General features: G+C 65.0%; 13 protein-coding genes. 8 read left to right on the forward strand and 5 right to left on the reverse strand.

Annotated elements, in window-relative coordinates; genetic code table 11:
- Position 1: 1 nt before the first annotated feature.
- Together GQY20_RS15440 and GQY20_RS15445 are read left to right on the forward strand one after the other, a co-directional pair.
- Positions 2 to 1,663 carry a urocanate hydratase gene (locus GQY20_RS15440; protein ID WP_157218008.1) on the forward strand — a complete coding sequence of 554 codons (1,662 nt, stop codon included), beginning with the start codon at positions 2 to 4 and terminating at the stop codon, positions 1,661 to 1,663.
- On the forward strand, positions 1,660 to 2,937 hold the full coding sequence (locus GQY20_RS15445) for an MFS transporter (RefSeq protein WP_157218009.1): 1,278 nt from the start codon (positions 1,660 to 1,662) through the stop codon (positions 2,935 to 2,937). Before GQY20_RS15440 ends, GQY20_RS15445 begins: the two co-directional genes overlap by 4 nt.
- Before the next feature lie 410 nt (positions 2,938 to 3,347).
- Here GQY20_RS15445 and GQY20_RS15450 read toward each other — a convergent pair whose 3' ends face one another.
- On the reverse strand, positions 3,348 to 4,610 hold the full coding sequence (locus GQY20_RS15450) for a Zn-dependent hydrolase (RefSeq protein ID WP_157218010.1): 1,263 nt from the start codon (positions 4,608 to 4,610) through the stop codon (positions 3,348 to 3,350).
- On the reverse strand, positions 4,611 to 5,963 hold the full coding sequence (locus tag GQY20_RS15455) for a dihydroorotase (RefSeq protein WP_157218011.1): 1,353 nt from the start codon (positions 5,961 to 5,963) through the stop codon (positions 4,611 to 4,613). It lies immediately after the preceding gene.
- Between the two features lie 458 nt (positions 5,964 to 6,421).
- Between GQY20_RS15455 and GQY20_RS15460 the strand changes: the two genes are divergently transcribed.
- The 6 genes from GQY20_RS15460 (at position 6,422) to GQY20_RS15485 (ending at position 16,242) form a co-directional block, all read left to right on the forward strand.
- Positions 6,422 to 8,872, forward strand: a complete 2,451-nt coding sequence (locus GQY20_RS15460) for a helix-turn-helix transcriptional regulator (protein WP_157218012.1) — start codon at positions 6,422 to 6,424, stop codon at positions 8,870 to 8,872.
- A 124-nt stretch (positions 8,873 to 8,996) separates the two neighbouring features.
- Positions 8,997 to 11,285: a TonB-dependent receptor gene (locus GQY20_RS15465; RefSeq protein ID WP_157218013.1), complete on the forward strand. Its 2,289-nt coding sequence runs from the start codon at positions 8,997 to 8,999 to the stop codon at positions 11,283 to 11,285.
- Between the two features lie 3 nt (positions 11,286 to 11,288).
- The gene (locus tag GQY20_RS15470; RefSeq protein WP_157218014.1) at positions 11,289 to 12,362 is read left to right on the forward strand and encodes a DUF917 domain-containing protein; all 1,074 of its coding nucleotides are present in this window, start codon (positions 11,289 to 11,291) and stop codon (positions 12,360 to 12,362) included.
- A 1-nt stretch (position 12,363) separates the two neighbouring features.
- Positions 12,364 to 13,902: an ROK family protein gene (locus GQY20_RS15475; RefSeq protein ID WP_157218015.1), complete on the forward strand. Its 1,539-nt coding sequence runs from the start codon at positions 12,364 to 12,366 to the stop codon at positions 13,900 to 13,902.
- Complete coding sequence (locus GQY20_RS15480; protein WP_157218016.1) at positions 13,899 to 14,993, forward strand: DUF917 domain-containing protein; 1,095 nt, start codon at positions 13,899 to 13,901, stop codon at positions 14,991 to 14,993. Before GQY20_RS15475 ends, GQY20_RS15480 begins: the two co-directional genes overlap by 4 nt.
- 52 nt (positions 14,994 to 15,045) lie before the next feature.
- Complete coding sequence (locus GQY20_RS15485; protein WP_157218017.1) at positions 15,046 to 16,242, forward strand: hypothetical protein; 1,197 nt, start codon at positions 15,046 to 15,048, stop codon at positions 16,240 to 16,242.
- Between the two features lie 42 nt (positions 16,243 to 16,284).
- Here GQY20_RS15485 and GQY20_RS15490 read toward each other — a convergent pair whose 3' ends face one another.
- The 3 genes from GQY20_RS15490 to GQY20_RS15500 form a co-directional block, all read right to left on the reverse strand.
- Positions 16,285 to 16,725, reverse strand: a complete 441-nt coding sequence (locus GQY20_RS15490; RefSeq protein WP_157218018.1) for a host attachment family protein — start codon at positions 16,723 to 16,725, stop codon at positions 16,285 to 16,287.
- 137 nt (positions 16,726 to 16,862) lie between these two features.
- Positions 16,863 to 17,984: a glycosyltransferase gene (locus GQY20_RS15495; RefSeq protein ID WP_157218019.1), complete on the reverse strand. Its 1,122-nt coding sequence runs from the start codon at positions 17,982 to 17,984 to the stop codon at positions 16,863 to 16,865.
- A 410-nt stretch (positions 17,985 to 18,394) separates the two neighbouring features.
- Entirely contained in the window at positions 18,395 to 20,041 is a 1,647-nt protein-coding gene (locus GQY20_RS15500; protein WP_157218268.1) for an FAD-dependent oxidoreductase, read from the reverse strand.
- Positions 20,042 to 20,085 lie beyond the last annotated feature (44 nt).

Genomic DNA, 20,085 nt, shown 5'->3' on the forward strand with positions numbered 1-20,085 from the left:
CATGGGGGAGGCACAGCGCAGCTTCGCTCTTCCGACGGACACGGTGCTACGCTGCCGCGGCTGGCGTCAGGAGGGGCTGCTCCGCCTGCTCGAAAATGTGCTCGCGGTCGGCGAGGCGCCGGAACGGCTCGTCGTCTATGCCGCGCTCGGCAAGGCGGCGCGCGACTGGCCGTCGCATGATGCGATCGTCGCGGCGCTGAAGACGATGGCGGAGGACGAGACGCTGGTCGTCCAGTCCGGCAAGCCGATCGGCATCCTCAAGACGCATGCGCGCGCGCCGATCGTGATCATGGCCAATTGCAACATGGTCGGCCGCTGGGCGACGCCGCAGAATTTCTACGACTGGGAGGCGAAGGGGCTGATCTGCTGGGGCGGGCTCACCGCCGGGGATTGGCAATATATCGGGTCGCAGGGCGTCATCCAGGGCACCTACGAGATATTGATGCGCATCGCCGAGCGGCATTTCGGCGGCGATCTTGCCGGCCGGCTGGTGCTCACCGCCGGGCTCGGCGGGATGGGCGGCGCGCAGCCACTCGCGGGCCGCATGGCGGGCGCGACCATCATGTGCGTCGAGGTGGATGCGGCGCGCATCGCCCGCCGCCAGGCGGTCGGCCTGCTCGACATGGTCGCGTCCGATCTCGACGAGGCGCTGCGCCTGGCGGAGGAGGCGAGGCTGCAGCGCCGCGCTGTCTCGATCGGCCTGTGCGGCAATGCCGCGGAGATGTACGAAGCCATATTGGCGCGCGGCGTGATTCCCGATGTCGTCACCGACCAGACCTCCGCGCATGATCTCGTCTACGGCTATGTCCCGGCCGGCCGCTCGGTGGAGGAAGCGCGGGCGATGCGCGGCGATCCGGCCGCGCTGATGGCCGAGGGCCGCGCCAGCATCGCCCGCCATGTCGCCGCGATGCTGGGCTTCCAGCGCGCCGGGTCAGTGGTGTTCGACAATGGCAATCTCATCCGCAGCCAGGCGCTGGAGGGCGGCATCGCCGACGCTTTCGACATTCCGATCTTCACCGAAGCCTTTCTGCGCCCGCTCTTCTGCCGGGCGATCGGGCCGTTCCGCTGGATCGCGCTTTCCAACCAGCGCGACGACATCGCCCGGATCGACGATCATGTGCTGGAGGCGTTTCCGGACAACCGCATCGTTACCAACTGGATTCGGCTCGCGCGCGAGCATGTGCCGGTGGAGGGGTTGCCGGCACGCATCGCCTGGCTTGGCCATGGCGAGCGCACGGGCCTGGCGCTTGCGGTCAACCGCATGGTCCGCGAGGGGCGGCTGGCAGGGCCGGTGGCCTTCACGCGCGACCATCTCGACGCGGGCGCCATGGCCCATCCGACGATCATGACCGAGCGGATGCGCGACGGGTCCGACGCGATCGCCGACTGGCCGCTGCTCGACGCACTGGCCATGGCCTCGTCGCAGGCCGATCTGGTCGCGATCCATTCGGGTGGCGGCGGCTATTCGGGTTTCATGACGAGCTGCGGCGTCACCGTGATCGCCGACGGCAGCGAGGAGGCGGACGAACGCATCCGCCTCTCGCTCACCAACGATACCAGCCTCGGCGTGATGCGCTATGCCGATGCAGGTTATCCCGAGGCGCTCGACGAGGCGGCGGCGAAGGGGCTGCTCCGCTTTCCGCTGGAGAATGCGGCGCGATGAGCGGCGTGGTCGCCGCGCACCCATCGCCTCGCATCCACCGTGCCCGCGCCATTGCCGCGGCGTCGATCGGCAATGCGTTCGAATGGTATGATTTCTCCGTCTTCGTCCTATTCGCCCCCTATCTCGCCGCCGCGATGTTTCCGGGCGACAGCCAGACGGCGGGGATGGTCAAGACGCTGCTGGCCTTCGGCGTCGGTTTCGTCGCGCGGCCGGTTGGCGCGATCCTGATCGGCTATTTCGGCGACTATGCCGGGCGCAAGGCGGCGCTGACCCTGACCTTCGGGCTGATGGCGCTCGGCACGCTGATCATCGCCGTCACGCCCGGTCATGCGACGATCGGCGCGGCGGCCCCGATCCTCGTGCTGGTCGGCCGGCTGCTGCAGGGTCTTTCGGCCGGCGGGGAGATCGGCGGTGCGGCCTCCTTCCTCGTCGAGCATGCACCGGCCGGGCGCAAGGCGATCTACGCCGCCTGGCTGCAGGCGAGCATGGCCGTCTCCAACATCCTCGGCGCGCTGGTCGCGCTCGCCGTCGGTGCGGCGATGAGCGAGGCGACGATCGCGGCCTGGGGCTGGCGCGTGCCCTTCCTGTTCGGTCTGCTGATCGTGCCGGTGGGGATCTGGCTGCGCGCGACCCTGGACGAAACGCCCGACTTCGTCGCCGCGCGCAGCGAGGAGGGAAGGGCGCCGATCCTCGCGACGTTGCGGCAGGAGGGCGCCAATGTCGCGCGCGGCTTCGGCATCTCGGTGCTGTGGGGCGTCAGCGTCTATGCGCTCGTCATCTTTCTGCCCGTCCATGTCCAGAAGGCGCTCGGCTTCTCCGCGCGCGAGGCCTTTTCGGCGGCGCTGGTCGGCAATCTCCTGCTCATCGCCGCTTCCTTCGTGTCGGGCCGGCTCGCCGATCGAATCGGGCGCCGCACGCTGATGATGGCGACTGCAGTGGCGCTGCTGGTGGCTACGCCCATCCTGATGGCGCTGCTCGTCTCCGTGCACGCTCTGCCGATGCTGATCTTCGCCCAGGCGAGCTTCTGCGCGCTGGTCGGGCTGTTCGCCGGCGCCGTGCCCGCGATCCTGGTCGAGCTGTTCCCGACCCAGGTGCGATCGACCGGCACGTCGCTGGCCTATAATGGCGCGCTCACCCTTTTCGGCGGCTTCGCGCCGGCGATCATCACCTGGCTCTCGACGACCCGGCTCGGCCCGCAGGCGCCGGCTTATTATGTCTCCGCCTCGGCAGTCGTCGCGCTGATCGCGATCGCGACGTTTCGCAGGGAACGGTGATCGTAGGGAGGTCGATATGTCGTTTCGTCATCCTGACGGAAGTCAGGATCCATTAGCCGCAGCGTCGCGCTTTATTGGCAACGCTGCGACTAGAGCGTCGAGCGTTAAATCAGATCTGCTCATCCTGAGTAGCCATTGAGCGTGTCGAAATGGGTATCGAAGGATCGGCCACAGGGGATGTCCTTCGATAGTGATGCAGGTCGCCTCGTCCCCCGGACGAGGCTGAAACATGCCGGGGGCATGTTTCACCTGCTCACCTTCGCCAGGCTCAGCCCCTACTCAGGATGAGCGGAGGTGTTGCGGATTTAACGCTCGATGCTCTAATGGATCCCGGATCAAGTCCGGGATGACGAAGATGGAGCAATGCAGGCGACGTCTGCATGCCTAGTGCTGCACAGGAAAAGGGCAGTTCAATCCAGCCGCTCATCGAGCCGCAGCACGGTTTCCAGCAGAACCGCCGTCCCGGCCGCGAGTTCTTCCGGCGTGCTATATTCTTCCGGCGTGTGGCTCATCCCCCTGAGACAGGGGATGAAGATCATCGCCGCGGGGCAGACCGCAGCCATGAAGGCGGCGTCGTGGCCGGCGCCGCTGGCGATATCGATGGCGGCCTGTCCGCAGGCGTCGGCGGCGTCCCGGATCGTCTCGCGCAGCAGCGGATCGCAGACGGCCGGCACGCCATCGGACAATATGGCGAACTCGGCCCGCTCCACCTTCGCCATGTCCGCCGCCGCGCGGCTGTCGGCGTCGAGACCTGCCGCGAAGCGATCGGTGAGCGCGGGATCGGAGCTGCGTATGTCGACGACGATGCGGCAGCGCCCCGGCACGACGTTCGAGCCGCCGGGCCACACCTCCATGATGCCGACCGTCGCGACGAAATAACCTTCGCCCGCGGCGGCCAGCGCCTCGGCGCGCTCGCGGATGCGCGCCAGGGTGAGAGCGCCGGCATAGGCGGCGTCGCGGCGCAGATGCATCGGCGCGGTGCCGGCGTGCGCGGCCTGCCCCTCGAAGCGGATCTCGATGCGGCGGATGCCGACGATCGCCGTGACGACGCCGATCGGGATGCGCTCGGCTTCGAGCACCGGCCCCTGCTCGATATGCAATTCGAGGAAGGCCGCAAGGTCGTCGCGCTGCGCTTCCGCGATCCGCTCGGGATCGCCGCCCACGGCGCGCAGCGCATCCGCCAGCACCCGGCCGTCAGCGTCGGTCATCGCCAGCATGGCATCGTCGAGCTTGGCGACCATGCCGCGGCTGCCGATGCAGGAGAGGCCGAAGGCGCTGGGCTCCTCGGCAAGGCAATCGATCACCTCGACCGGATGGCGCAGAAGCGTGCCGCTTTCCCGGATCGCGCGGGCGACCTCGATCGCCGCGATCACGCCCGCTATGCCGTCGAAGCGGCCGCCGGCCGGAACCGTGTCGCTGTGCGATCCCATCGCGATCGCGGGCAGCCCCGGCTCCGATCCTTCCAGGCGACCGATCAGATTGCCCGCCGCATCGATCCGCACGGCAAGCCCGGCTGCCTCCAGCCTGCCCCTCAGGAAATCGCGCCCCTCCTGGAAAAGCGGGGTGAAGGAGCGGCGGGTATAGGGCTTGCCCGGCTCGGTGATGGTGCCGAGCGCGATCAGATCGTCCCACAGGCGCGCCGCATCGATGTCGGCCTTTTGTGGAGTCGCCATTCAGCCGGCCGCCTGCGGCCTCAGGAAGCGGCCATTGCCAGGTTGGGCGAGCACCTGTCCGCCCACCGCAATCGCCTCGCCGCGCAGATAGGCGGCATCGACGCGATAGGGCAGCTCCATCCCTTCATAGGGGCTCCATTCGACGACGTTCGCGCCGGCCGCGGCGGGATCGTAGCGATAAGGCGACTTGTGCATCAACACGACGTCGGCGTCGCGTCCGACCTCGAGCGCGCCCTTGGTGGCCCCGAGGCGGAACAGCTTCGCCGGATTCTGCGCAAGCAGGCGCGCCGCATGGGTGAGCGGCAGGTCACGCTCCACCAGCCCCTTGACGAGCAGCGGCAGCAGCACCTCCAGTCCCGGCAGGCCCGAGGCGTTGGCCAGCATGTCGGGATCGTCCTTGCGATCGAGCGACCAGCTCACATGGTCGGTCGAGACGACGGTGACGTTGCCTGCGGCGAGATGGCGCCATAGCGCCTCGCGCTCGGCGCGCGTCCGGATCGGCGGATTCACCTTGGCGCGTCCGCGCAGCCGCTTCACATCCTCCTCCTCGTCGAGGATCAGATAATGGATGCAGGCCTCGATCGTCGCTTCATGGCCCTGTGCACGATAGGCGGCAGCCAGCTCATAGCCGCGCCCGATAGAGCAATGGACGATGTGGGCAGGACATCCGGTTGCGGCGCCGATCTCGTAGACTTGCGCGGTGGCCAGCGCCTCGGTGATCGGCGGCCGCGAGAGGCCATGCGCGACATAGCTGGTATCGCCGGTCTCACGCACCGCGGCGAGGGTGGCGCGGATCATCTCGTCATCCTCATTGTGCACGCCGGCCATCAGTCCGTGCGGCGCGATCGCCTGGAAGCAGGCGTGCATGAGATGCGGCGGAATGCGCGGGAAGCGCTTGGGATGGGTCCCGAAGGTCGAGAATTTGAAGGCCGAGGCGCCGGCCGCGACGAGATCGTCGATGTGCCGCGTGCCATCTTCGGGCGCGATGGTGGCATAGAGGGCATAATCGACCCGTGCCTGCGCGCCGGCTTCCTCCTTCTTCAGATTGAACCGCTCGGCCGTGCAGATGAGATCGCCATCGTCATAGGGCATGTCGACGATGGTGGTGACGCCGCCCGCCGCCGCGCTCTTGGTCGACCAGATGAAATCCTCCTGATCGGCCTGGCTGCGGCTGTGGACCTGCGGATCGATCGCGCCGGGCAGGACGAGCGTGTCCTTGTCGCCATGCACTTCTCCGGCAGGCGCATCGCCTTCGCCGACATGCTGCACGATCCCGTCCGCAACCAGAACATAGCCCGCTTCGATCACCCGATCCGGCAAGACGATGTTGCCGACGAAGACCTTATCGGACATTCAGTAACCCCCAGAAGGACGCACTTCGCACGCCCGGACGGACTGTCGGGCAAACCTCCGGCGAAGCGCCGCTCCGCCGCCAGGCAAGGAATAAGCGAGGCTGTCATGGGCGCCGTAGGGGCGATTTTCGGGAAGCGTGCATAAGCGATTCCGCAAGGGAAAGATGTTCGGTAGATGCCCGGTCGTGTCGAAGGAAGGCGGCAATCGTCATATGATTATGTGGAGTTCGAAAGACCCGGATGGGCCTGAAGATCTTGGCAGAGGACCAAGGCGCACGATCATGTCTGCGAACGATCTTTCCGGCCGTCAGTCGAGGCGATTCGTCGCCGCGCAAGACCGTGAGTTCCATTTCGATTGGTGGCCGAGCATCCGGCCGTCAGCGGCGCTGCAGCGGCAGAGCGACGTGTGTCTCATCTCCGCCGTTTGAACTGTGTGGACGCAGGTTGTAGACCGATGCGATGCAAGCGAAGGACCGGGGTAGTGTTCGAGGCGACGGCTGGCTGATACGGAGCCGGTTGCGACCTCCCGGCAATCTTTCGCACCTTCCGACCTACCGGTCGGCAGTGCGGCAGGCTGAGCAAGGCGAGCCGAGCCGTGTCGCTGTGGTTGGTCCTCCCGGCTTCGGCAAGACGTGTCTGCTCGCTGCATGGCACGCGCTCGCGGAAGAGCAGGGTCTTGCAGCCGCCTGGTTCAAGTGCGATCCGCATGACGACGCAGCGGGCGCACTGGCCTATATTGCAGCCGGCCTTGGTGCCCATTTCGATGCAGTTGCGGAGGAGACCGGCGGCGACATCGTCCGGACGCTCCAGGCGCTGATCGCTTCCATCGACGGGCGGCAGGGGCCTTGTCATCTTTTCATCGACGACTTTCTGGCCAGTTCGGAAGCGGTCCGCAGCGAAGTGTTGTATCCGCTGTTGAGGCTGGCGCCCAAGCATCTGCGCATCGTGCTGACCTTGGAACAGATGCCGGCTGCGATCGAGCGCTATGTCGATCATGTCGTCGATCGACGCATATTGCGTTTCGGACTGGAAGATGTGCGGGCCCTGTGCGGCCGTGGCGTCACCGCGCATCGGGCGCGAGCGATATTGCGGCAGTCTCAGGGATGGCCTGCTCTCGCCGCGATGCTGATCGACCAATATCGTCGCACGGGCGCCGACGCACGTCCTGCTCGATTCGTTCGCACGCGCCTGATGCCATTTCTTTCGCAGGAGGATATCGTCGCGGTTCGGCATCTTGCCTCGATCGACGCTTTCGATCTCAATCTTGCTCGGCTGGTCGCAACCGACGCAGTGATCGAGAGGCTGATCGAACTGGGGGTCGTCGCGCCCGTCTCTCATCGGGATGCGCGTGGCTATGTGGTCAATCCCATGCTGGCGGCTCTGCTGGTCGGTCGCGAACCCGAAGAAGCGGGGTCGGTGAAAGCACGTGCCGCGAGGGACTTGCTGGCCCGTCGTCACTTCGTCGCCGCAACCCGGCTAGCTGTCGAGATCGGCGACGAAGAGCTGTTGACGGATATTATCGACGCTTGCGATCCCGTTTCGACTTTTCTGGGTCAAGGCATCGCCCCGCTGGAGCGGATAGTGGCGCTCATTCCGCCGGACATGGCTCGCCGCAATCTTCAGGTCTCCTGCGCTGCGCTCGTGGCCTTGCTGAAGACGGGCCATCTCAGGCAGGCGCGCGCGATATTCGGGGACGTGGAGACCCGGTTCGCCTCCGTGCTGAGCGCGCAGGACATCTCGCCTAAATTGCAGGTCCAGGTGCTGATCGCGAAGTCACTGCTCAATATTCATCAGGGGCGCGACATATCTGAGGAGGATTATCGCGCATTGGGCGCTCTGGCTGGTCGCATGAGCGGTGAGATCGGGTTGCTCGAAACGGTCGCTGCGATGTTGCGCACGCACATGCATCAGATATTCGGGGAACTGTCCGCTGCGCGGCGATCTGCCGAACATGGCGTCAGGGCGTCGATGGGAGGGGCCGGACGCTATGCGACTTTCTTCCATTATTTCGACATTGCGGTGATAGATGGAGTTCAGGGGCGAAGGCAGGAGGCCCGGGCGGAACTTGCCCGAATTTCGTCGGCGTATCGGGACATTTTGCGGCTCGATCCGCGCATCGCCGTAATACGCGACGCGTTCCGCATCGAGCTGGAGCATGAGGATGATCCTGGCGATCTGGGCGAAGCCGGGCGGCTGCGCACGATCTGCCGTAAACTGCCCACGCTCGAGGGCTGGCCCGACGTCTTTTATGCGGCCTATAGGACCTATTCCGAGAAGCTGTTCCTGGCCGGAGATACCGCGGGAGCGCTGGCCCTGCTCGACGCGGGGTCGGACTATGCCCGGCGGGAGGATGTCGCGCCGCTGTTGTTCGTGCTGGATCATCAGCGGGCACTCATCGCTGTGATGGCCGGGCAAATCGCCTTGGCGCAGATGACGCTCGAGCCCTATCGCGGCCAGACGGTTGCAGCGGTCGCGAAGCGGCCGTGGCGCGAGATCGAGGTGTGCGTCGAAGCACGTGCCGCGATGGCGACGCACCGGCCGGATCCGACATTCGCTCGTCTGCTCGCGATGGCGCGGCGGCATGCTCAGCAGCACGGCAACATGCGTCTCGGCGAGCGATGCGGGCTGCTGTCGAGAAAGGGCGCTCGCGGCCTCCGCCTGACGATCGAGGCGCAGGCTGCGCCCGATCGCCCCGCGGAGGAGGGGATGCTCGCGCACCTGCTTACTCCGAGATCTCGAGAGGTGATCGCCAAGCTCAGGGACGGGCTGACCGACAAGGAGATCGGTATAGCGCTGGGGATTTCACCCCACGGCGTGCGTTACCATCTCAAGCGGGCCTATGCCCAGATGCATGTCGAGACGCGGGCGCAGGCGCTGCTCAAGGCGGGAGAAGCTGGTCTTCTCGCCTGAACTGATGACCCCTGCCAAACTCTTATATACCCCCTACTAACGAAGAAATGACCCCTACCAATGATCTGCATGGCCATCCGCCTTCGCGTCGGTGAAGCTTCGCCGCAGAAAAGGGGAAATGACCATGATCGTCAGACACCGATTTGGATTGCTGCTGGCCGGGGTTTCCATGCTTGTCGTCCCGGCGCTCGCACGGGCGGCCGACGCTGAGGGTGTCGGTGAAATCATCGTCACCGCACAGAAGCGCGCGGAACGGCTCAGCGACGTACCAATCTCGATCACGGCCGCCTCCGGCGAGCAGCTGCGCGAGCAGAACATCACGGCTTCCAACGGGCTTGCAAAGGCCGTCCCCAATCTGACGGTGACGGACTACGGCAACCCGACCACTACATTCTTCACCTTGCGCGGCGTTTCGCAATTCGATTTCAGCGATCACCAGGAATCGCCGGTGGCGGTGTTCTCGGATGGATCCTACATCCCTTATCTCGGTGCCATCGGCGCCAATCTGTTCGATCTGGAACGGGTCGAGGTGCTGCGCGGGCCGCAGGGTACGCTGTTCGGGCGCAACGCGACCGGGGGCGTCATCCAGCTGGTGAGCGTGAAGCCGACGGCGGAACTTAGCGGCTACGGGCAATTCTCCTACGGCAATTATAACGCGGTTCGCGCCGAGGGTGCGATCAGCGGACCGATCGGTGGCGGTGTGCTGGCACGGCTGAGCGTCGTAAAGGACAGTCACGACGGCTATTACAAGAATCTCGCCGAGTCTGGCCGCAAGGGCGACGGCAACAATGTCAGCGCCCGGGGTCAGCTTTACAAGGATTTCGGCGACGGCAACGACGTCAGCCTGATCACGCGTTACTCGCATGACAAGGTGAGCACCATTCCGGCGCGGGCCAGTGCCAGTTATCCCGATCCGAAGACGGGACTTTACGTCAGCGGCAACGGCGCGGAGTTTGCTGCTTTCTGTTCCTCTTATTTCGGAACGACGGTCGGCGCGGACGCCACCGACTGTGTGAGCGGCGACGTCGAAACCGGCAATCCCTATGATATCTCGCACAACCGCCGCGGAGGCGGTCTCGACCGCACGACCTATGGCGGCACGCTGACCATCAACCTGAAATTGGCCGATACGGTAACGCTCACCGCGCTGACCACTTACGATCGGCTGAAGAAGGATTATGAAAATGAGGATTCGGATGCGACTTCGGCCGATATCCTGGCTTTCAACCAATATGCCCGGTCTCGCGACATCGCGCAGGAACTGCGCATAGCGGGCAAGCAGGATTGGGGGCAATGGCTCGTCGGCGCCTATTATCTCTCGATCAAGGGCCGATATTCCAGTGGCTTCTCCTTTTTTCCGAGCGACCCGACGTCATCAGCGCTGATCGCCAATCACTGGACCCTCGACAACGACGCCTATGCGATCTTCGGACAGGGCGAATGGAAGGTCGCGCCCGGGCTGCGGCTGATCGGTGGTCTGCGCTATACGTGGGACAGGAAACGTTTCGATTATCGCGCCTCCTGCTCGGGCGAGGGTTGCGTGCCCTTCGGCATGGACGACCCCTCCATCGTGCAGGGCACCGGCTATTATGAGGGCATTGCCGGCGCGCGGCCCGATCGCAAGTCTGGCAATTGGGACGGCAAGATCCAGCTCAGCTACGAGCCTTCGAAAGACCTGCTGGTCTATGCGGGCATCTCGCGTGGCACCAAGGCGGGCGGCTTCAACGCGGGCACCGTCGCATCCTATACGGTGGCTCAGACCCGCTACAACGACGAGGTTCTGACCAGCTACGAAGCGGGCTTCAAGGCCAGCCTCGCAGATCGCAGGATCGCGGTGAACGGCAGCGTGTTCTATTATGACTATGACGGTGTCCAACTCTACAGCCAGGTGGGCACCTCGACACTCACGTTCAACTCCAACGCCCGCATCTACGGCGCCGAGCTCGAGGTCAACGCGCTCGTCGCGCGAGGCCTTACCGTCGGCGCCTCGGCTTCGCTGCTGAACACGCTCACCGATCCGATCGAGATCGCCAATCCGCTGACCGGCGAAGTGACGCGGGAGCGCCAGCGCATGCCCAACGCGCCCGGCGGAACGCTGACCGGCTACGTCCGCAAGGAATGGACCATCGGCACCTATAAGCTGATCACCCAGGCCGATACGCGCTGGATCAGCGGGCAGAAGCTCAACATCATCGATTATCCGGCAACCCACCAGGGCGCCTATGCGCTGGTCAATGCGCGCATCGCCTTCGGTCCGGAGAATGACGCGTGGGAGATCGCCGCCTATGTGCAGAATATCGGGGCGGTGACCTATCGGATCGCGGCCAATCCCTTCGCGACGACCAATGGATCGGTGGTATCGATATATGGGCCGCCCCGGCTGTTCGGCGCTTCGGTTCGCGTTAAGTTCTGACGCATGACCACGATAGACGCGGAACGATTACGGCCGCTCGGCATGGGCGCCGCGGTGCTGAGCGCGGGTGGGGGCTCCTTCCCCTATCATGAGGTGCTCCATGCCAGCCGCGTGCTGGCCGAGCGGGGCGCGGTTCCGCTTATCTCGGCGGACGCGATTGCCGACGACATGCGGGTGGTGATGGTGGCGATGGTGGGGGCGCCGCTCGTCATGCAGGAACGGCTGGTCGACGTCGCTCAATTCGTCCATGCCACCACGATCCTGTCACGGCATCTCGGCCATGGCTTCGATGCCGTAATGGGGGCGGAGATCGGCAGCCTAAACGCCATCATTCCCGTGCTTGTCGCGGCTGATCTCGGCCTGCCGCTGGTCGACGCGGATACGCTGGGGCGATCCTTCCCGCAGATCGACATGTCCAATTTCCTGATCACCGGCGCCTCGCTTACACCGATGGCCCTCGCTGACATACGCGGCAACGAGGTGGTCATCCCGGCTGCAGAGAACGGCCCCTGGGTGGAGACGCTGGTGCGTGCGGTCACCACCGAATATGGCTCGATGGCGGGCATGGCGTCCGGTGCTACGGGACGCATCATCAGGCGCCACGCGCTCAAAGGCACCTATTCGCGCGCGGTTGCGATGGGCGAGGTGATCCTCGCCGCGCAGGCGGCGCATCGGGATGTCGTCGAACAGCTGCTGTCGCACATGCCGGGCGTCGAACTTGTCCGCGGCCGGGTGCGCGATGTCGACCGCCGCATCGAAGGCGGCTTCGTGCGCGGCGAGGCGATCATCGCGCCAACCGATGGTTCGGAGTCGATGCGATTGATGTTTCAGAACGAATATACGGTGGCGATGCGCGGCGATCGGCTGCAATCGACGGTGCCGGATCTCCTTTGCCTGTTCGATACCGTGCGCGGTGAACCGATCGGCACGGAGTCCTTGCGTTATGCCCAGCAGGTGTCCGTCGTCTCATTCCCGGCGATGGTCGAGCATCTGACGCCGAATGCCATCGCGGCCGTCGGTCCCAGGGCCTTCGGATATGAATTCGACCACCATACACCCCATGCAAAGGTGATCTGACATGCTGAGAATTGGGGTCGATGTCGGCGGTACCAATACGGACGCCGCCCTGCTCGACGGCGATAGCGTAGCTGCGGCGGTGAAGACGCCGACAACGGCAGATGTGACGACCGGTATCCGCGCGGCACTCGCCGCGCTGATCGAGAACGCAGGCGAGCAGGCGCGCAGTGCCCGCGCGGTGGTGATCGGCACCACCCACTTCGTCAATGCCGTGGTCGAGCGCAAGCGTCTCAACCGCGTGTCCGCCGTGCGCTTGTGTCTGCCGGCATCTCATGCGCTGCCGCCCTTCGTCGACTGGCCGGCAGACCTGCGCGAGCTGGTCCGGCAGGATGTGTTCCTGCTTCCCGGCGGCTATGAGGTGGATGGTCGCGAGATCGCGCCTTTCGACGTCCGCACGATGGAGGATATCGCCCGTCGGATCGCGGATTCCGGCGTGTCCGCGGTGGCCATCTCCGGCGTGTTCTCGGCGCTGCGCAACGAGCAGGAACGGCGCGCCCGCGAGATCATCGACCGCTTCTGTCCGGGCATACAGATCACCTTGTCGAGCGAGCTCGGCCGCACCGGATTGCTCGAGCGCGAGAATGTGGCACTGCTCAACGCCTCGTTGTTCGAACTCGCTCGTAAGACGGTGGCGGCTTTCAAGGATGCGATAAGCGGCAGCGGATTGGATGCGCAGCTCTTCCTGACCCAGAATGACGGTACGGTGATGCGGGCCGATGCTGCCGAGCAGGCGCCCGTGCTCTGTTTTTCGTCCGGACCGACCAATTCGATGCGCGGCGCTGCGTTGCTCAGCGGATGCTCGGACGCGATCGTCGTCGACGTCGGCGGAACGACCAGCGACATCGGCATGCTGGTGAACGGGTTCCCGCGCAATGCCAACGGCGTCGTGGAGGTGGGCGGCGTGCGGACGCTGTTCCGCATGCCGGACGTGCTGTGCCTCGGCCTCGGCGGCGGCAGCCGGATCAGGACCGACCCTTTCCGTCTCGGCCCTGACAGTGTCGGCTATCGGCTGATCGAGGAGGCGCGGGTGTTCGGCGGCGACGTGCTGACCGCGACCGATCTCGCAGTGGCGCGGGGACGCATCGCCATCGGCGATCGGGCGCTCGTCGCCGATCTTCCGGAGCAGTTGCTTGCCGAATTCGAAAGCGAGACGCGGGCGATGCTCGAGGATGGCATCGAAAGCATGAAGACGAAGGCTGGCGACATACCCGTGATCGCGGTGGGCGGGGGCGCCTTCCTGCTGCCGGACAGGCTGGCGGGCGTCTCCGAAGTGCTCTTCGTCAAGCATCATGACGTTGCGAACGCCGTCGGTGCGGCCATGGCGCAGATCAGCGGCGAGGTGGACCGGGTCTTTTCCGGTGTGGAGCGGGACAAGGCGATCCACGCAGCTACCGAGGAAGCGCGCGATCGGGCCGTGCTGGCAGGCGCGGATCCCCAAACGCTCGAGACGATCGACGTCGAGGATCTGCCGCTCGCCTACATGCCTGGCGGGGCTCGCCGCGTCCGTGTGCGTGTTGCCGGCGAACTGGAGGCGCTATGAGCTGGATCCTGCAGGCGGAGGATCTGGCGCCGATCGCACTCGGATGCGCGATGCTGGGGTCGGGCGGGGGCGGTGACACCCATTGCGCGATCATATTGCTGGGTGAATTGATCCGCCAGGGCCACCGCATTCCGATCGTCGATCCGGCACATCTGGCGACGGAAGAGGTGATCCTGACCGTTGGCTATGTCGGCGCACCGATCGTTCTTGCCGAAAAGTTGCTGAGCGGGGGGGAGATCGTTTCCGCCATCGATGCGATGCGGGATCGCCTCGGCCGGCCCATCGATGCGTTGATCGCGTCGGAGATCGGCGGGCTAAACGGCATGGTGCCGTTGATTGCCTCAGCCATGACCGGCTTGCCGGTGGTCGACGCGGACGGCATGGGGCGTGCCTTTCCACGCGGCGACCAAGTCACCTTCTCCATCTACGGCCATAGTTCGGTACCGGCCGTCGTCGCAGGTGAGGGCGGAGAGGTGGTGATCATCACGGCAGCGAGCAATGCGAGGTCCGAGGAGTTGACCCGGGCGCTGTCGGTTCAGATGGGAAGCAAGGCGTTTTCGATCGAATATCCCCTGTCGGGTGAGGACGTGCGCCGCCATGCCATTCCTCGCACATTGTCCCTGGCCCGCGCGATCGGGCGGGCGATTTCCGGAACGATCGGTGCCGAAGCCCGCTTCGAAGCGCTTGCGAGCATGCTGGATCGGCAATGGGGAATCGCCACGCGGCGCTTGTTCGCAGGGCGGATCACGGCCTGCAGCCGCGACACGCGCGGCGGCTTCGATAGGGGCATGATCGAAATCGCTCAGAGTGGTACCGATGGCCAGTTGATGCGGATCGCTTTCCAGAACGAGTTTCTGGTTGCATACCGCGACGATGCACTGATCGCGACCACGCCTGACATCATCTCGATCGTGGACGCCGACACCTTCCACCCGATCCATTCCGAGGGCATCCGCTATGGCCAGCAGGTCGAGGTGCTGGCGATCGAGGCGCCGGCGCTCTTGAAGACGGCAGAGGCGCTGCATATGGTTGGTCCCAGGGCATTCGGCCACGATTGCGATTTCCAACCGATAGCGGCGCTTCCGGCATGAGTGTATCGCGTTCGCGTCCGGTGGCGGCCAAATTGCCGCTTCGGGTGGCTGGGTGAGTCCGATCGCGCATATCCGCCGGATGGTGCCCGCAGACGAGCTGCCGCTGCTGCTCAGCGCCTTTGCGCTCAACGGCATTTCCTATCTGCCGATGATGACGATGCCGTGGTTCGTCAGCGGCCTCTCCTCCGAGTTTGCGCTGAACGCGACGCAGGCCGGTATCGTCGGCACGCTTCTTCTCGGCGCGATCGCCCTCACCACCGGAGCCGCCGCGTTGAAGCTCACCGCCGGACATGCCAGGGCAACGGGCGCGATGGGTGGCGCGCTGGCACTGGCCGCGCTCTGCCTCTTGCTGCTGTTTCCCGGCCTCCATAGCCTGCCGCTGCTGCTCCTAGGTGGCGTCGGTTTCGGGCTTGCCGCGGCCAGCGCCAACGCGTTGCTCGCCGCATCGGCCGATCCCGTGCGCCTGAATGGCGGCATCTGGTTCCTAACGGTGATCTGGCAGGTGCTCGTCTGGGCCGTTACGCCGTTCCTCGCCGGCCGCGCTCCGCTCGCCGGCGTTGTGGGCGTAGAGGCGATCGGTGCGGGCTTGCTCCTGCTCGTCGTCCTGGCAGCCCGCCCCCGGCCTGTCGGATCAGTGCAATCCGGCCGCGACGAGGGAAGGCAGGCCCGCCGGCCCGCGGCACTCGGCGCTGCCCTCTTGATCGGCGTAATCGCATTCTGGCTGCGTGACGGGATCACCTGGTCGCTCGTCGACAGGCGCGCCTCGCTGCTCGGCATCGAACCGGGCAAGCTCGCTCTCACGCTCACCAGTACGTCCCTGATCGCACTCGCCGGGCCAGCGTTGACACTGGTGCTCGGCGAACGCTTCGGCCGGTTTCGAACCATCGCGGCCGTGCAGGCGGCGGCGTGCGTGATTCTGTTCACCATCGCTGCCGCCGAGCGCCCGGCGGTCTATTGCGGCGCGTTGCTCCTGTGGAGCTGCATCTCCATTCTGGCCTGGACATATCTTGTCGGCCTGGCCGCGGTCGTCGACCGGACGGGGCGCGTTGCGGCGGCATGCGGCAGCCTTTTGTTCGGCGCAAGCGCGCTCGCGCCGACCTTGGGGGGGCTGTTGTTCGACCGCTGGCAGTCCGGCCTGCCGCCGGTAATCCTGTCTCTCGGAATCGTGACCCTGGCGACCGCCTGCTACGTTGCCGCGCGTTTGCCACAGGAGCCGAACGCGGGGCCGTCGCTCGTCGAACCGGCTTGAGAAACGGCAAATCGCAGTTCCGCCGGCAAGGCGAGGCATGTCTCAGCTTTGCCCGACGATCCGCTCTATCTCCGGAACGGGCTGATTGGCGAGATCCTTGTCGAGTTCTCCGACGATCCGGCCTTGCAACGCCTTGTGATAATGTTTGCGCATCTCGCCCAGCGTGTTGGGCGGGGCGATCACCAGCAACGCGGAAAAATCATCCTCCAGCGCGCGCCGGTTGAGCAGGTCGACGGTCGCTGCCGCGAAGCGATCTTCCTCCAATTGGTGGAAGTCCGTTTCTTCCATCGCGCCGCGATGGGATCCGACGCTGTTCATGCTTCGCCCGGAACGATCGCTGCCCTGTTCGCGATCCGGCGGATTGTCCTGCACCCGATGCGTTTCGACCCGGAGGTCAAGCATCTTCTCGTCGCCGTGGTTGCGCAGAAGCAGGAGTTTCCGTCCGTCAGTGACTGCGACGACTCCGTCATGGGCCAGATGCATGATGTTTCTCCTTCTCCGACCGAAGCGCGCCGGAGCCACGCAGGTTCCTGCCCGCTGCGACGGATCGCCCCTGCGCGGAGATCGATCCGTCCGGGTGGCGGCGATGTTCCGGCCGGAAGGAGAGCGCGTCGGTGAAGCTATGCCGTGGACTCGTGAAGGCTTGCCGCTGACGGACGTTTGGCTTCCATCTTCTGCAGGATCGCTGCCGGAGCCGCGTCGAACCGGTCGGCCCCGTACCGTTCGAGCATGAGCTTGCGGGCAGCCACGCCCATGAGATGGGCTCGATGGGGATCGACCTCAAGTTCTGCAAAACGAGATGCGAGGGTGGCGAAATCGCCATGACGCACGAGAAAACCGGTTTCTCCGGAAATTATGCTATTGCGCAGTTCGCCGACAGGCGTGGCGATAACCGGCGGGCCCGCGCTCATCGCCTCGTGCGCCGCGATGCACATGCCCTCCATTTTCGAGGGCTGTGCATATATGTGAAGGCCCGACAAAAACTTCCTCGGATCGGCCAGGAAACCGAGTAGTTCAAACCGATCGGCGATCCCGAGTTGTCGAGCGGCGCGCCGCAAGCTCTGCTCTTCGGGGCCAGCTCCGGCAATTGCAAGTCGACTGCGTTCGTAAAGCCAGGGCGCGACGGTGCGCAAATGCGCATAGGCGGCGAGCAAGGTGAGATAGTCCTTGTGCGGGCTCAGCCTGCCGACGCTTCCAATGCGAAACGGCTCTTCCCCGTTCCACGGCGCCGCCTGTGGCTGGTCGTTCGGAGCAATGAATAGCGGCCAGGTCATCACCCGTGCCGGAGCGACGCGCATCCGCTCCTTCAGAAAATCGGCGACGCCATGGGAATCCGCCACCCACAGATGGCTTAACCGCTGCAATATAGGTGCCAGCCAGCGCTTATAGGGGCGGATATAAGCACTATGTTGCCAGCTGATCACCGGAACGCCGCGCAGGCGTCCAACCACCTGTCCCTCGAACGTCGCGCGCGGAAGCGATGTCCAGATGAGATCGGGCCGTTCGCGTCGTACCAATCGGTCGAGCCGCCATAGCGAAAGGCCGCGCGCTTCACCTTCGCGGCTGAGCAGCGTGAAATTCAGACCGGCCTGCACCAGGTGCCGCTCCGCCGAGCGGTCGCGCGGCTCGCAGAACAGAAGCCGTACCTCATGCCTTGCTTCCGCAAGGGCGCGAAAGATCGCCGGGATGACAAATTCTGCACCCCCGCCTTCAAGGCTGCTCACAATATAGAAAATGCGCATTTTTGCCGTTCGTGAATTGCGCTCGCAGGCGTTGAGAGTGACGAGTGCGGGGAAATGCCGTTACGCAGAACGCCGAAACTTCTGTTCACCGACCATGGTTATCTTGCGGAGTTATCCATGCGATCATGTCAATTCTGCCTGCAGATGATCGGTCCAAACCTTTCATATGTGCCCATCGTTGATAGGACTAGGGAGACAGGGGCGAAAGCAGGCAGACGATCGAATGTCGTCTTATCCAGGAAGATGGAGTTCTTCTTCGAGCAATACGCATTGCAATGATCCTGCTTATTATCATCGGCGTCTTGTTTCGCTTCGGATTGGCGGTGCCGCACATGCGCCGAAGGCGCAGTCCAAAAAAGACTCTAAGCGCCTGAGCGTCAGGAGGCCCTGAACGCTGGAGAAAATCGCGATCACTGCACATTTTTCTCCATTTCCCGGCTTGCCAGGGCGCTGTGAATCTGGGCGATCGCGGCAGCTCCTTCACCGACGGCAGCAGCGACCCGCTTGGTAGATCCGGCGCGCACGTCGCCGATGGCGAAGACGCCGGCTATGTTGGTCTCGAGCGGCAGCGCGGATGCGCCGGTTAGAACAAATCCCTTCTCGTCAGTGTCGATACAGGCCCTGAGCCAGGATGAATGCGGCTTCGCGCCGATGAACAGGAAGAGATGGCAGATCGCGTATCGATGGATCGTGCCGTCGGCGCGGGTACGGACGGTGATGGCGGAAAGGCCGTCCGGATGGCCGCCTTCTACCCCCTCGAGCTCCGTACCGACATGGATCTCGACATTGGGCAGGGCGGCAATGCGATCGATCAGATAGCGGGACATGGTCTCGGCCAGTGGGCGGCGGACGAAGACATGGAGTTTGCGGACCTGCGGTGCCAGGAAGACGATCGCCTGGCCGGCTGAGTTGCCGCCGCCGACCAGCGCCACCTCCTCGCCTGCACACAGCTTCGCTTCGATCGGCGAAGCCCAATAGGAAATCCCCGATCCTTCGAATGCGGCGAGATCGGCGATGTCGGGCCGGCGATATTCGGCGCCCGACGCGATCACTACCGCCCGTGCCTCGATCCGTCTGCCGCCAGAGAGTTCGAGCGCCAATCGACCGTCCGTGCAATCGAGCCGCTCCACCTCGATCGGTATGGCGATTTCCGCCCCGAACTTGATCGCCTGGTTGAATGCGCGGCCTGCGAGCGCCTGGCCGGAAATCCCGGTAGGAAAGCCGAGATAATTTTCGATCCTGGCCGACGCACCGGCCTGTCCACCCATTGCGCGCCCGTCGAGCACGATGACCGACAGGCCTTCGGAGGCGCCATAGACGGCGGCGGCTAGGCCGGCGGGGCCGGCGCCGACCACCACGACGTCGTAGCGCGCGTCCCGGCCGATCTCGGGTGTGATGCCGATGCAGGCGGCAAGCTCCGCCTCGCTCGGCCGCTTCAGCAGCGCGCCGTTCGGACAGACCACGAGCGGCAATTCTTCCGGCCGCACCGCCATGCGTTCGAGAAAGGCTCGGCCATGCGAGTCCGTGGCCCCGTCGAGCACCAGATTGGGGTAGCCGCTGCGCGTGAGAAAGCCTTGCAGGCGGAGGAGGTCTGCGCCGTTGGGATCGCCGATGAGCACCGTGCCGGCACCACCCTCGGCTATCAGCCCGACGCGGCGAAGGATCAGTGCCCGCATCACGATCTCGCCCAGCTCGGCGGAACCGATCATCAGGGCGCGCAGATGAGGCGGGTCCAGCGGCACGGCGGTGCAGCCTTCGGGCCCGGCCCGGCCCGCAGCGATCGATCCGCGACCGGCAAGCTGGTTCACCTCGCCGCTGAACTGGCCGACGCCATGGATCGTGATCCGCGCTTCCTGGTCGAGACCGTCGCGCCGAAACACCTCGATCGCGCCATCCAGCACCAGCCAGGAGAAGGCGTCGCGATCACCGATCGCGTACACCTCCTCGCCGGGCTGGAAAATGCGTTCGGGACCGCTGGCGAACCGTTTGGCGGTCTCGATCTGGGCGGTGCTCAACACCGGGAACATCTGATGTTCCCGGGTGCCAAGGCTAGCCATTGTCGAAATGCTCACGGACGCGCTCCTTTCGATGCGGCGGCGTG

Origin of the sequence: Flavisphingomonas formosensis (assembly GCF_009755815.1) — a bacterium.
GTDB lineage: Bacteria > Pseudomonadota > Alphaproteobacteria > Sphingomonadales > Sphingomonadaceae > Flavisphingomonas > Flavisphingomonas formosensis.